Source organism: Tenuifilum sp. 4138str (assembly GCF_041102575.1).
Classification (GTDB): Bacteria; Bacteroidota; Bacteroidia; order Bacteroidales; family Tenuifilaceae; genus Tenuifilum; species Tenuifilum osseticum.
In genome coordinates, this window is sequence record NZ_JBGCUE010000003.1 from 150,299 (window position 1) to 164,021 (window position 13,723).

The window sequence follows — 13,723 nt, forward strand, 5'->3', positions numbered from 1 at the left end:
GCTTCTTTCGAAAAACATTAAAATAAAAAGCCTGAAAAATGTCCATTAGAACAAACTACCTAAAAAATAGCCTGAATTTTGTCCATTACGCCAGTTTTTTCATTTTTTAAATTTGGATTAGTTTACACGACCATTTAAGCAAACATTATACCAAATTACTATTTTTTATTAAACTTGATAGTTTTTGTACTGATTACTTGTAAACTGGACTGGTTAATCGTACTTATTTTAATAATATAGATCCCTTTTGATAAAGCCGATAGGTTAACAGGCATAACATTTTCGCCAGCAGTCAGGTTGCTAATCGATTGGGAGATGATCACCTGCCCAAGCATGTTAATCACTTCGATGTTTGCGTTAATGGAGTTTTGGTTATTAACAAATTTAATATATCCATCGTCTTCAACAGGGTTAGGGTAGAAGGATATGGCGTTTCCCTCTGCTGAATTAACTGGAACATCGGTAGTTTTATCGGATACAATGGCTCGAATTAGAAAGTTGTAATCCAGGTTGGATTGAGCAAGTTGATTCCATTGGGTCCCGTTTGTTGTGTACCAACCTCCCTTATCGGGCACCATGGGGCCTCTATCGGTGGCAAAGGGATAGCCGCCGGAGGCGGTTGCAGTGTAGCCTACCCAGTACTCCTTATCGGCCTTTATTTCAACTGGTGTAGTAACGTTGTGGGTTGTCCATTCATCCACCTTAACCTCGGCCGAAGCGCTTTGGGAGTATACCAGGGTGCCGGGGTTTCCTATTGTTCCACCTTCCCAAATCTTAACCATTTCACCTGAGGTTAGCCTTTGTCCATTATCATTTCCCCTTAGGAAGAAATCAACCTTTTTGATGTACTTACCTACATGGTTAGCCATATCGCTTGCGGAAAAGCGTGTAGCCACAGTTAGGGTAGTAGCTCCATTACCAATAGCCGAACCATACCCTCTATCGTTTTTAAGCACAATCCAGGGTGAGAAATCGATAGTTGCATTGAACGAAATGGTAGAGCCTGCGCTAGTAACGTTAGTGATATTTATTCCTCCATTTGATCCGTCGGAAAGGAAACTGCGCGGGTTGGTTTGGTCATTCATGGTGGTACGACCATAATCGGCATTAAATGTGGCACTACTTATAGTTCCATTCAATGTAAGAGAGCCGTTTGGTCGGTAAACATATACTTCGTCGGGTGGGCCATCGGCATTTCCCATGCCTTCAAGTTTGGAGTTAATGCGGTAAACCAACATCCCATCGTTAGGTAAACTGGCATCGTAGGCCTCGCGCTTACGGTACTCAACCAGAAAATACTCAGTATGAGTAGCAGGCGAGGGAATAATAAAGCTATTGTTGGCGGCCGATGTTGAAAGCGGGTTTAACGTGTAGGTGCCTGTTTGGTTAATCACAGGAATGTTATCTATCCAGCCCCCGTAAAGATACTTCATGTAAGCACCCATGTTCTGTGGCTCATCCTTGGTGCCTTCCATTATATCCCAAACTCCAACCGGTGCACGGTTTAAATTATCGTCGTAGTGGTAAAGGTCAGGAGCTCCCACTGCATGAAACATTTCGTGGCAAAGTGTTCCAAGGTCAATTCTGGAACTGCCAAAAAATTGTAGTTGTAGGGTATAATCACCTACTTGCTTGCCGTTTATTGATGCATTTTGACTCCATAAACTCCATTGGTGTGGCCAAAGAAGATCGTTCCATGAATCGTTTGTGCCAGCAATGATAAATGATACAACATCAACGTACTCGTCATTGTTAATATCAAGGTTGATACTTGTGGGTATCTGGCTACTAACCGAATTTATGGCATTTTTAAGTAAGGTGTGCTCACGGTAGGTCTGGCTTTTATTGCTGGAATAGTTATCGTCATCGGGATCATAGCCAATGGGATTTGTTGTTGCATTGTAAGGGCGGTAGTAGTTCCGGTTTTGAGAATCCTGGTACCACACCACATAGCTGTTTGAGGTTGTTGGGTAAAAAGTGGTACTTATTGTGAATTTCCCGTAGGAAACACTGTTGTAGTAGTCGGTAACCGACATTGAGGCACCATTATAGATGTTCTGGTAGTAATCAATGGGTTCATCACCCGGATTGTCGTCGGCAAAGCGAATGAATATAACGATGTTATTCATAACGGTTGCTTCCTTTGTATCCTTTGCCCTAAGTGGGGCAATACCGTTAGCACCTTTCGCTGGATTTAAGGAAGAGTAATGAGTATTTACCCTTTTGCTCTTGCGCTTTGCAATGTACTCCTCGCGCGTGATGTTGATAAATGGCTCTAACCCTTTTGTTGCGGTTGGTTTTACTTTCCCAACAACTAAATCGCTGGCTACAAGTTTTCCGTTCTCTTTAACAGCATAAACATAGTAGCCCGTTTTAGGATGCTGAACGATGGTGTAACCATCAGCATCGTGTAGCCAGTTGTGGAATTCATCGCCACTGGCAAAACATTCAATTTTTGTCCCATCGGGTTGGTAAACTACCATGGGAACATACTTTTTGGGCACCCCAAAAAGCAATGAGTACGAGGTTAAAAGCAGCAACAATGCGGCTACTAAACCCAAATAAATGCCTCTTTTCTGCATAAAGTTGATGTTACTGGTTACTAATACCTGAGTTATTGTTTATTTGTTTTTAACAAACCCTGTAAATGCTACCTTCCAGGTTGTGGTGGTTTGAACCGCTGTGGTGTTAGGCAAAGTGTCGATTCTGGTTTCGGTAAATAGGAATTCCTGGCCTGGTTTTAAAACAAACCTTTTACCTTTATAGGAACAACCAACTTTGGTTTTGGTTGCATTTGTAATTGTAAAATCGTTATGGGTAAATGGCAGGTTATTTACACCAATAATCATACTCGATACCCCTTGGCCGGCAGTACCCTTAAGCACCTTGCCAACTCCAAGATATAGTTTAATGTTTAGTGTGTCAGTAAGATTGTTGCGGTATATTTCCAATTTTTGGGAAACTGAATCGTAGGAATAACCTGGGCCATCAATTCTCCGTCCTGGGGTTGTTGTTCCGCTCAGAACTTTACCCTCCGTGATTGTATAGAACTCAACAAATGGAATTAGGTTGTTTTTACCCGGAACCTTTTCCATTTTGGAGCTCGAAGCGCAGGATAAAAGTAAGGCGAAAGCCACACCCGTTGTAATGATTCGTTTCATACTAATCCTTATTGGCTGCAAAGAAAACATAATTTATTGGGTTACGCATTGAGTAAAATAATGAAAAGGACGAACAACAGGTTTTGTTCGTCCAACTGCAAGAAAAATGACCTAAACTACATCACGATTTTTTTTCCCGAACAATACCTAATCTTGTTGCGGTTCGTTCAGGAACATAAATAACCAACCGTTGACCTACCCTGATAAGATTTCGGTGTAGGTTATTCCAGCCCTTGAGCTGCCTAACCGATACATTGTATCGTTCAGCAATTTTGCCCAGTACATCGCCTTCCTTCACCTTGTAAACTATACGAATTGAACCCGGGGGAACCTCGTACTGATACGATGCAGTGTATTTAGATGGGTTTGCCAAAATTTTTTGGTTGAAGAAGATGCTGTCCTTGTACGCATAAATGTCCTTCTCCCTATCAAGGAATGGGCCTACCATCTCTTTGGGTAATCGTAAAACATACGATTTGCCCTTGGCAGGAATTATATCGATTTTGTATTGCGGATTCAAATCGCGAAGCAGTTCAATGGGATAATCGAGCACCTCGGCAATCTGTTGCAGGTGTAACATGTTGTTAACAATTATTGTGTCGGTAGCAGGGGGTAGGGTAATGGGTTTAGGTTGTAGGTTATGTTCCTTGTAAAAGTAGTAGGTGTAGCTGGCTGCAATGAAAGCCGGGACATAACCACGGGTTTCACGGGGTAAATGGTAGTAAATATCCCAGTAGTTGCGCTTTCCACCCGAACGTCTGATGGCCTTATTTACATTGGCAGGGCCGCAGTTATATGCTGCAATTACCAGAGTCCAGTCGCCGTAAATGGAGTATAGATCCTTGAGGAAGCGACATGCTGCATGGGTAGCAGCCAGTGGATCGCGGCGTTCATCGATGAAGGAGTTGATGGTAAGGTTGTACATTCTTCCTGTTCCGTACATGAACTGCCAAAGCCCCGTGGCTCCGGCCCTGGAAACAGCACGTGGGTTTAAAGCCGATTCAATAACAGGTAGAAACCTGAGTTCCTGTGGTAGCTGATACATGTCCAGTATCTCCTCAATCATGGGGAAGTAGTAATCGGTTAGCCCAAGCATTACTTCAACCTTGTCGCGCTTTTTCTCAGTGTAGGCTTTTATGAAGCTCCTAACAATATTATTGTAGGGTAAATCAATTAACGAGTTGATGGTTTGCAGACGCTTTATGTAAAATGAGTCGGGGAGTTCGGGCCCTTCAATGGTATCGCCCTCAATATCGGCTACTAGGTTATTATCTTCATTGGGTTGCTGGATATACCACTGGTAAAGCAGACTATCCATCTGGTTTATTTGTCTTTGCTCATAAATGGTGTCGGAGTTTAAGCTCTGGCTCTCAACCTGAGCAAATACTGGAGTGTTAAAAGTTAGGACTAAGCACAATCCACCCAAAATGTATCGTATTGCCTTCATTCTGTTTCAAATTATTAGCAAACATAAGTATTTTAAAGAAATAATCAAGAGGAACGGCCAAAATGTTTAAGTAAAACTATTTGTATTGCACCTGAAAATGATATTAAGCCTATCTACTCAAGTGCTGACATAATTATTTTGGCCAAATCGATTGGTTTGGTATTGTCGGCATCCACAATGATTTGAGCTTTCTCGTAAAATTTTTTTCGTTCGTCAAGAACACGTATAATGTAATCGTTCAGCTCCTCGCGAGTTTTGCCCCAAAGTAAAGGCCTATCGATTTTTGACTCCACCAAACGCGAAACCAGGGTTGAAACCTCAAGCCTAAGGTAAACAGTGATACCATTTCGGTTCATGTAGTCGATATTGTTGTAAAAGCACGATGTTCCACCACCCGATGAAATCACAAAATCGCCTTTAAATGAACAAACCTCTTTAAGTGCTTCGTTCTCAATAAGCCGGAAGTGCTCTTCGCCTTTTGTTTCAAAAATTTGTTTAATTGTTCTATTGTGCTTGGTTTCAATATACTCATCCAAATCGAGGAATTGGTAACTTAGGAAATGAGCCAACTCCCTTCCAACTGTGGTTTTCCCGCTCGACATGAATCCAATCAGAAAAATCTTCATCGCTTAATGCTTTATTTAAGTTTAATGCAATATGTCTAATTCACAATATTTTATAAAAAAAATTAAGGGAGATCAAAGATATAAAAAAAGAGCAGAAAAACTGCTCTTTTTTGCTAAAGTTCCAAGCTCATTTGCTCAGCTGAAGAACCTGAATCGTTATCTTCCGATTCTGAATCAGTAATTACGCTTGTTTCTTCCTCAAAAGCTGATCTTTCTTTTTCCAGGGGCTCAGTAAACTCAACCCGTTTTACTTCGAACGTGGTTAGACGTTTGCCTTTTGCCTTGTAGCCCTTTACGGCAATAAAGGCATCAACATCGATATTCTCAGGTTCGCGATTTGCGTGCTTGCCTCCAAAAACAAGTTTCAAAGCCGGGAATACGTCGGCATTCAAAGCTATAAGCTTTGAGCTATACTCGTCGGGGATAAAGGATTGGGTTTTCTCGGTGGGTTCAAAACGGAAACGTTTAAGGTAGTGCTGTTTTTGTTCGCCATCGAAATAAACGGCCGAGAACACCTTGTGGGGGTTAAACTTTTCAACCAGTAGGGGTTGCACATCGAACCTGAGTGCATAATTGGTATTGGCAAGGAAATAGGTACCATCGGGGTTTACAACCAGAACGCGTTCATCGGGCAAGAATTCGCCAAGCGGTTCACCATGTCCCTCGTGGTTCAAGCGCATTACCTCAGGGTCGTACCAAACCTTTACACCCTCCACTGCGCCAGCAATCTTTTCCTTGAGCATGATTTTGTGGATAGCGTATCGGGTAAAGATATTTCCCTGGGAGCCGCGTCCTTTAACTGCCAGCTGGCTGAAATCCAGCTCAAGTATAAGGTTACGGAGGCGTGGCCTTGGTTTCAGGTAAACCTTCAATACTTCGGTTTCACCATTTGGGTTTGCCGAAAGCCAGAGTATTTGTGAACCCTGCGTCCCCTTTGTTATGTCGTACTCCTTATCGCGTGTGGTTCCGTTAATGGCGCATCGCTTCATCATGATATCGCCGTTTAGGCCATCGCGGTAAACCACATTGTAAATCGTTCGGGTATCGTTCTTCTTATAAACTCCAACGTGGACAATATCCTTGCCAAAGAAGTCCTTTTCCTGAACTTTACGGATGTAGTACTTGCCATTGCGGAGAATAACTATTACATCGTCGATATCGGAGCAATCACAAACGTATTCGTCCTTTTTCAGACCTGTACCCACAAAGCCTTCGGCTCGGTTAACGTAAAGCTTTTCGTTTGCCACAACCACCTTAGTGGCAACAATGGTATCGAAACTGCGGAGTTCGGTTTTGCGTTCCCTTCCTTTCCCGTACTTCTTTTTGATTTGCTGGTAGTAATCGATGGTATAAGTTACAATATTGGCAAGGTGATGCTTGACTTGTTCCATTTCGGCTTCAACGGCCTTGATATGCTCATCGGCCTTTTTGATATCGAATTTCGATATCTTGCGCACGGGCTTCTCGGTTAGCTTCAGAATATCGTCGCGGGTAATCTCGCGCCGGAGTAACTTTCGGTAAGGGTCAAAACCCCTCTCAATGGCTTCGATTACCAAATCCCATGTTTCTGTATCCTTTTCCAGCTCGCGGTAAATGCGCTCTTCAAAGAATATCTTTTCCAGCGACGAGAAATGCCAATCCTCCTCCAGCTCTGCAAGCCTAATGTTAAGCTCCATGGTAAGGAGTTCCTTAGTTCTATCCACCGAAGCCCTAAGGATATCCTTAACGCCCATGAAACGGGGCTTATCGTCGTAAATGACGCACGAGTTGGTTGATATTGACATCTCGCAGTCGGTAAAGGCGTAAAGGGCATCAATTGTCATATCGGGGTTGGCGTCGGGGTGCAGGTGGATGAGAATTTCAACATTCTCGGCGGTATTATCGTCAATCTTTTTGATTTTAATCTTCCCTTTGTCGTTCGCTTTAAGGATTGATTCGATAAGCGATGTGGTGGTTTTCCCAAAGGGAATCTCGGTTATGGCAAGGGTTTTACGGTCGATTTTTTGGATGCGGGCGCGTACCTTAACCGCGCCGCCGCGTAAACCATCGTTGTAACGGCTACAATCGGCTAATCCACCTGTGGGGAAATCGGGGTAAAGTTCAAAATCCTTACCCTTTAGGTAGCTGATTGCCGCATCAATTAGCTCATTGAAGTTGTGGGGTAAAATTTTAGAGGCTAAACCAACTGCAATTCCTTCCACTCCTTGCGCTAGCAAAAGCGGGAACTTAACCGGAAGCGTTACAGGCTCCTGGTTGCGGCCGTCGTAGCTGAGCATCCACTCAGTGGTTTTGGGGTTGAAAACCACCTCAAGGGCGAATTTTGATAGTCTAGCCTCAATGTAACGGGGTGCGGCTGCACCGTCGCCTGTAAGTATGTTGCCCCAGTTACCCTGGGTGTCAATCAACAAATCTTTTTGGCCTAGCTGAACCAAGGCTTCGCCAATTGATGCGTCGCCGTGGGGATGGTACTGCATGGTGTAACCAATAATATTGGCCACCTTATTGTATCGCCCATCGTCGAGCCGTTTCATGGCATGCAGTATGCGGCGCTGCACGGGCTTTAACCCGTCATCGAGGTGCGGAACGGCGCGTTCCAGTATAACATACGAGGCATAGTCCAAAAACCAGTCCTTGTACATCCCGGTGATGTGGGTCTTTTTGGCGGCCTCGCCGGTAATCCTTTCTATTTTGGCATGAAGTTCGGGCGAAACTGGTTTCCCTTCGCCTTCGCTTAAAAGCTCATCCGCTTCAAAATCGTCCAATCGCATTTTCTTGAGCTATTGTAGGTTGATGTTTATGCTACCAGGTTTTTATTCTCATCGTCAAGGTTGCCCTCCTCGTCGATGTTATTCTCATCGGCTTTTGGGGCTGGTTCCTCATCAATAATATCCTCCTCAATTCTGAGGTTATTGATAATGAAATCCTGACGGTCGGGCGTGTTCTTGCCCATGTAGAACTCCAAAAGGTCATGTATTTGGTCTTCCTTGGTCAAACGAACCAGGTCGAGCCTCATGTCGGGGCCAATGAAGTTCTTAAACTCATCGGGCGAAATTTCACCTAACCCTTTAAACCTTGTTATTTCAGGGTTTGGGCCAAGTTCGGCTATTGCCTTTTCCTTCTCCTCGGGGGTATAGCAGTAAACGGTCTTCTTCTTATTACGAACCCTGAAAAGTGGGGTTTGGAGGATGAAGAGATGCTCCTGGCGGATTAGCTCAGGGAAGAACTGTAGGAAAAAGGTTATGAGCAGCAACCTGATGTGCATACCGTCCACATCGGCATCGGTGGCTATTACAATTTTGTTGTAGCGGAGGTTTTCCATGTCCTCCTCAATGTCCAGCGCAGCTTGTAGTAGGTTAAACTCCTCGTTCTCGTAAACTATCTTTTTGGTTAGCCCGTAGGTGTTTAACGGTTTACCGCGGAGCGAGAATACTGCCTGTGTATTTACATCGCGCGATTTGGTGATTGAACCGCTTGCGGAGTCGCCCTCGGTAATAAAAAGGGTACTTTCATGCGCACGGTCATCCTTGCTGTTGTAATGGATCCTGCAATCGCGTAGCTTGCGGTTGTGCAGGCTTGCCTTTTTAGCCCGCTCACGGGCTATCTTTTTGATACCCGATATAGCTTTACGTTCCTTTTCGGACTCAATAATCTTTTGTAGCAGAATTTGCGCAGTTTCGCTATTGCGATGCAGGAAATTATCGAGTTTTTCCTTAATAAAATCGGTGATGAATTGCTTTACCGAGGGACCGTTAGGGCCCATGTCCTTGCTACCAAGCTTGGTTTTGGTTTGTGACTCAAATACGGGGTCTTCAACCTTAATGCTTATGGCTGCTATAATGGAAGTACGAATATCCGATGGGTCAAAGTCCTTTTTATAGAACTCCCGGATGGTTTTAACGTAGGCTTCGCGGAATGCGGTTAGGTGTGTACCACCCTGAGTGGTATGCTGGCCGTTCACAAAGGTATAGTAGTCTTCGCCGTAGCCAACACCGTGGGTAATTGCCACCTCAATATCTTCACCTTTCAGGTGAATAATGGGGTAGAGTGGCTCTGTTGTTATGTTTTCGTTCAGTAGGTCGAGAAGTCCGTTTTTTGAAATATACTCCTTGCCGTTAAAGCTGATGGTTAGGTTGGTGTTGAGGTAGGTGTAGTTTCGGATCATGGTTTCGATATACTCATCCTGGAATGAGTATTGACCGAATACCGCCTCGTCAGGAGTAAACTGAACGTAAGTACCGTTTGCCTCGCCATTGGCGGGGTATTGCTTGTCGTTTACAATGATACCTCCGGCAAACTCGGCCTCGCGAACTAATCCCTCGCGAATACTCTTTATGATAAACTGGTTGGAAAGCGCATTTACCGCCTTTATACCAACCCCATTTAAGCCTACCGATTTCTTGAAAACCTTGGAGTCATACTTGGCACCCGTGTTCATCTTGGAGGCCACGTCAATTAGTTTCCCTTGCGGGATACCACGGCCATAGTCGCGAATGGAAACAGTTTTTTCATTAAGCTGAATGTCGATGCGTTTACCGTTTCCCATCATGAACTCATCAATGGAGTTGTCAACCACCTCCTTAAGCAGAATGTAAATGCCATCGTCGGGCTGAGAGCCGTCGCCAAGCTTACCGATATACATTCCCGGGCGCTTGCGAATGTGCTCCTGCCATTCCAACGTTTTAATACTATCTTCAGAATATCCAACACTCATGACTACTTCTCCAGTTTGCTGCAAAAATAACCAAATTGAATTGGCATGAACTTTTTTTACCCAAATAAATATCAACAGGTTTGGGCGACTTGTAAACCGATTGGAATTTAATGAGTTATTGTAATAATTTGGCTTGCGGTTTTAAATCATTAAGCCAAACTCGTTGTTTCCGAAAATTGGGAGATTTAGCTATGCGTTATTGGCAATGTTTGGGTATTGTTTCTTGTAAATCAATGTTGTTTGGTTAACAAAAATATACATGTCTGTCATCCTGAGCGCAGCGAAGGATCTCTAATCGACCCTTTGAGATATTTCGCTTGCGCTCAACATGACAATAACTTCACGAACAACAAACAACGCTTCCAGCCCCGTAGGGGCGTAATATTTGTAACACCATGATTATTCTTAACTGTATAGCGATGCACGCAATACATTTTCCAAAGAGCAAGGGGAAAGCGTTGCATCGCAACAGAAAAGTATGGTAAAGAGCGGTTTATATGTTCTTTCTTGTCTTGATACAAGAAAGAACCAAAGAAAATCAAGGCTGAAAAGCCCGACCCGATGGGTATCCCGCGGGGGGAACTTCCACGCGATACTATTCGCCACGCCTACGGCGTGACTCATGTGGTATCGCTTACTAAGCCCAATGCCACGTTCCACCCCCGACCCATTGCCGGGTCAGGCTTTTATGCCTCTGCTAGCTTCTTCTGCTCCATTCCCTCTCAGGGAAAAGGGCTGGGGTGAAGTCAGTTTCACGAACAACTCTCCCAGCCCCGTAGGGGCGTAATATTTGTAACTCCATGAAACTCCCTCATGTATAGCGATGCACGCAACTCATATACCAAAGAGCAAGGGTGAAACGTTGCATCGCAACTGGAATGCAATGCAATGAATGATTGGCGGAAAACCCATCAAAAGAGAGAAAGGGAAGGAAAATTCAAGAGATGTTTCGGCTAGTTCAGCACGACAAGGGAGCAGAAAGGAAGATAGGATTTTTGTCATCCCAAGCAAAGTCGAGGGTTCTCTTCAAAGGATTGAAGAGAAAAGAGCAATGTAATGCTTCGGCGAAGTCTATCCCTATAAATCGGGACTTAGCACAACAGCGTGAAGTTTCGCTTGCACGTAACATGAAAAATAACCTTAACTTAACAACATTGTCTTGTAAATGTCAGCATGGATATGTAAAAAAAGGAAAGGGCTACGGCATTTGAGGGTGTAGCCCCTTCCTACTAATCAACTACATTTTCTTCCCAATATAGAAAACATAGCCATAGTAATCCTTGTACCTGGCGTAGAGTTGAGCCTCGTGTTGTAAGTTTTCAACCAATCGCTTGGCATTCAGATTGTCTGCATACTTTTCCATGAAAAGTTTCTGCGCTGATACTTGTGGAGCATAAAAATGCTCAGTCCAACAGTTTTCGGGCAGTATGAAAGTAGCAACCGGAATATAACCAGCCTTTTGCATGATTGCCACCTTGCTTGGAATGGTGTCAATTTCCGGGTAGGCATCTAACCAGAACTGCTCAATTTCTGCAGGACGCTCTGGTGTAAACCACGATGCTTCAGTTACTGCCACGTAGCCCCCTTTCTTGAGGAATCGCCGCCATTCGGTTAGGCCGCGTTCAAAACCAATGTTATAGATGGCTCCCTCTGACCACATAAGGTCCAACTCTTCGTCCTGAAAGGGCAGGTTGTCCATTGATCCAACTATTGCTTTGGCTTTATCCGTTAGGCCTAGCTTGGTAGCATTTTGGTTGAAAATATCAACAAATTTTGGGAACAGGTCAATGCCTAGTATTGTTCCCGGTGTGTTTTGGGCAAGCACCATGGTTTGCCCCCCTGTTCCGCATCCTATGTCGGCAATTTTGGCGTTTTGGGTAAGATTGTCGATAAAACTCAATGCCTTGATTGTTACCTCAGGGCTACCTGGCCCTTGACGTTCGACATACGAAAAATACTCACATATTAATGCTATATCGAAATCGTGTATGGAGTTGTTTTCTTGTTCCATGATCTAGTAGTTATGTTTTAACAGGCAAAAGCATCGCTTTGCCGTCATTGAATTGTTTGAAAATTATTAAAAAGATAATAGATGGCAAATTGCTGCCAAACAGAAAAGGTTGTGTAATCTTGTGATTTACTCAAGATTACCTAACCTACCAGCTCCGAATTCGATATATACATCCAAAGTTTTTAGACCTTTCAAAGGTAAGCATATTTTTTTGAGTTTCAATTTTTTTTACAACAAATTATGTAACAGTTAAGTTTAGGGTAGATTGAATAGATTTTTTATTGATAAACACGATTTTTCGTAGTGTTTATCAATTCAGGAATCAAACGCAAAAATTTTCTTCCAAAAAAATTTGCATGGTAAAAAACAATCTTTTATATTTGACCGACCGTTCAACCAAAAATAAATATGCCTCGCACAAAGCAGCAAGTTGAAGTAATCCGCCAGCAGCGAGTTATGCAGATTTTAGATGCTGCACTTGATGTTTTTGCCCACAAGGGTTTTCATTCGGCAACCATTGCCGACATCGCCCAAAAGGCAGGAATTGCAAAAGGGTTGCTTTACCATTACTATAGCTCCAAGGAGGAGCTGCTCTCACATATCGTGATTAATGGAATGAACAATTTGATAGAAAAGTTTGATGAAAACCACGATGGGGTACTAACCGATGCAGAGATGGAACTGTTTATTAACGATATGTTCCGTAAGATTGTCGAAAACCGCAACTACTGGAAGTTGTACTTCTCCGTTATGCTGCAACCCAACGTTTTCAGCAAGGAGTTGATGCAAAAGCTTGAGGGTATCTATGAACCAATGGTATCAATCTTAATTCAGTACTTTAGGCGCAAGGGTTATCAGAATCCCGAAATGGAGTTTATGATACTGCATGCCCTTTCCGATGGCATTGTTATTAATTACATCTCAAATGAGAACTTTCCTCTCGATGCAATTAAGGAGGAAATCATAAAGCGTTATATCAAGTAAATTGTTTAATAAACCATTAAATTAACAGGAGATGATTCCACGAGTTTTATTGTCAACCCTTTTGATTTCAGCCACTCAGCTTTTGGTTGGCCAGAATGCAAGCGAGATAGTTCGAAAGGCCGATGAGATGATGCGTGGCGAAAAATCGAGCTATAGCGAGATGACCATGCGTATAGTACGCCCCAAATGGGAGCGTTCGCTCTCATTTAAGAGCTGGAGCAAGGGTACTGAGCTTTCTTTGGTCTATATCACTTCCCCGGCAAGGGAAAAGGGACAGGCCTTTCTGAAAATTAACCGTGAGATGTGGAGCTGGAACCCAACCATCAACCGAACGGTTAAGCTGCCACCTTCCATGCTCTCACAGGGGTGGATGGGCTCCGACTTTACTAACGATGACTTACTGAACCAGCGGTCAATTGTGGTTGACTACAACCACACCATTTCCGGCGAGGAGCAGATTGACGGGTGGGATTGCTGGCGAATTACCCTTACCCCAAAACCCGACGCTCCCGTTGTTTGGGGCAAAATGATTCTTTGGGTTACCAAGAAACATTACCTTATCCTGAAATCGGAATACTATGATGAGGAACAATTGCTCGTAAAAACTGAGATGGCGCACAGTATTAAGGATGTTGACGGTAGAACAATTCCTACAATTTATGAGCTAATTCCGGCCGAGGAACCCGGCAACAGAACTATTGTTGAGCTGAATGCCATTAAATTCAATATCGATATTAACGATAGCTTTTTCTCGCTACGCAATCTTACCCAGGTTAAGTAGAC

10 protein-coding genes are annotated in these 13,723 nt (G+C 43.5%); 3 read left to right on the plus strand and 7 right to left on the minus strand.

Annotated elements, in window-relative coordinates:
* Positions 1-158: 158 nt before the first annotated feature.
* From AB6811_RS04260 to AB6811_RS04285, 6 genes are all read right to left on the minus strand, one after another.
* Entirely contained in the window at positions 159-2,582 is a 2,424-nt protein-coding gene (locus AB6811_RS04260) for a T9SS type A sorting domain-containing protein (protein ID WP_369489194.1), read from the minus strand.
* Positions 2,583-2,621: 39 nt separating this feature from the next.
* Positions 2,622-3,161, minus strand: coding sequence for a hypothetical protein (locus tag AB6811_RS04265; RefSeq protein ID WP_369489195.1), 540 nt, complete (start codon positions 3,159-3,161; stop codon positions 2,622-2,624).
* A gap of 121 nt (positions 3,162-3,282) precedes the next feature.
* A complete protein-coding gene (locus AB6811_RS04270; RefSeq protein WP_369489196.1) occupies positions 3,283-4,608 on the minus strand; it encodes a lytic transglycosylase domain-containing protein in 1,326 nt (441 codons plus the stop codon).
* A gap of 113 nt (positions 4,609-4,721) precedes the next feature.
* The gene (locus AB6811_RS04275; protein WP_369489197.1) at positions 4,722-5,234 is read right to left on the minus strand and encodes a shikimate kinase; all 513 of its coding nucleotides are present in this window, start codon (positions 5,232-5,234) and stop codon (positions 4,722-4,724) included.
* Between the two features lie 113 nt (positions 5,235-5,347).
* The gene (locus AB6811_RS04280) at positions 5,348-8,002 is read right to left on the minus strand and encodes a DNA gyrase/topoisomerase IV subunit A (protein WP_369489198.1); all 2,655 of its coding nucleotides are present in this window, start codon (positions 8,000-8,002) and stop codon (positions 5,348-5,350) included.
* A gap of 26 nt (positions 8,003-8,028) precedes the next feature.
* The gene (locus AB6811_RS04285) at positions 8,029-9,945 is read right to left on the minus strand and encodes a DNA topoisomerase IV subunit B (protein ID WP_369489199.1); all 1,917 of its coding nucleotides are present in this window, start codon (positions 9,943-9,945) and stop codon (positions 8,029-8,031) included.
* Positions 9,946-10,506: 561 nt separating this feature from the next.
* Between AB6811_RS04285 and AB6811_RS04290 the strand changes: the two genes are divergently transcribed.
* Positions 10,507-10,689 (plus strand): hypothetical protein, encoded by a 183-nt coding sequence (locus AB6811_RS04290; RefSeq protein WP_369489200.1) that lies wholly within the window; start codon positions 10,507-10,509, stop codon positions 10,687-10,689.
* A 493-nt stretch (positions 10,690-11,182) separates the two neighbouring features.
* Here AB6811_RS04290 and AB6811_RS04295 read toward each other — a convergent pair whose 3' ends face one another.
* Entirely contained in the window at positions 11,183-11,956 is a 774-nt protein-coding gene (locus tag AB6811_RS04295; RefSeq protein WP_369489201.1) for a class I SAM-dependent methyltransferase, read from the minus strand.
* Between the two features lie 408 nt (positions 11,957-12,364).
* Between AB6811_RS04295 and AB6811_RS04300 the strand changes: the two genes are divergently transcribed.
* Together AB6811_RS04300 and AB6811_RS04305 are read left to right on the plus strand one after the other, a co-directional pair.
* Positions 12,365-12,940, plus strand: a complete 576-nt coding sequence (locus AB6811_RS04300) for a TetR/AcrR family transcriptional regulator (protein ID WP_369489202.1) — start codon at positions 12,365-12,367, stop codon at positions 12,938-12,940.
* 31 nt (positions 12,941-12,971) lie between these two features.
* Positions 12,972-13,721: an outer membrane lipoprotein-sorting protein gene (locus AB6811_RS04305; RefSeq protein WP_369489203.1), complete on the plus strand. Its 750-nt coding sequence runs from the start codon at positions 12,972-12,974 to the stop codon at positions 13,719-13,721.
* Positions 13,722-13,723 lie beyond the last annotated feature (2 nt).